This window comes from Xanthomonas dyei (assembly GCF_002939865.1).
In the GTDB taxonomy this organism is placed as follows: domain Bacteria; phylum Pseudomonadota; class Gammaproteobacteria; order Xanthomonadales; family Xanthomonadaceae; genus Xanthomonas; species Xanthomonas dyei.
In genome coordinates this window covers 1-608 of record NZ_MDEE01000119.1, presented here as the reverse complement: position 1 = coordinate 608, position 608 = coordinate 1, and the positions used below count along the sequence as shown (strand labels likewise).

The following is a 608-nucleotide window of genomic DNA, read 5'->3' as shown; positions in this document are numbered from 1 at the left end:
CGCTCTCCGCATGCCAGCGGTTGTGGATGACGCGTCGGGACCCGACGCCTGCTGCGACGACGCTGATTAAGCTTCATCAGGCAATACACGCGCCAGACCCTCTTGTGATTCCACACATGTCCGCGACGACGGATGATCTGAAAAAGTTTTCCAAAACCACGCTCGGGAAAACGCTCGGCCAATTCGGACAACAGTGCAATGACCTCCTCGTCGCGATCAGGACGACGCCGATAGCGCGCCGTCGAGCGAGCCACGCCAACGACCGCACAGGCCCGGCGCTCGCTCCAGCCATGTTGCTCGACGAGCCAGGCAAGAAGCGGGCGTTTATGCGCCGGGTCTACAGCTTTTTTGCGATGACATCCTTGAGTGCATGGTTTTCCATCGCAAGCTCGGCGTACATGCGTTTGAGCTTGCTGTGCTCGGTCTCCAGGTCGCGAAGGCGCTGCACATCAGCTACCTCCATGCCACCGTACTTGGACTTCCAGACGTAGTACGTCGCGTCGGAAATACCCAGCTCGCGGCACACATCCTTGACCTGGCGGCCGCCCTCAACCTGCTTCAGCGTGGCGACAATCTGGCTTTCTGTGAACTTGCTCTTGCGCATCGTT

The 608-nt window shown here is 59.4% G+C and carries 1 pseudogene; it reads right to left on the bottom strand.

The annotated features are described in order from the left end of the window. Nucleotides 1-604: pseudogene (locus XdyCFBP7245_RS23475) on the bottom strand (transposase); the annotation flags it as partial. Between the last annotated feature and the right edge of the window lie 4 nt (nucleotides 605-608).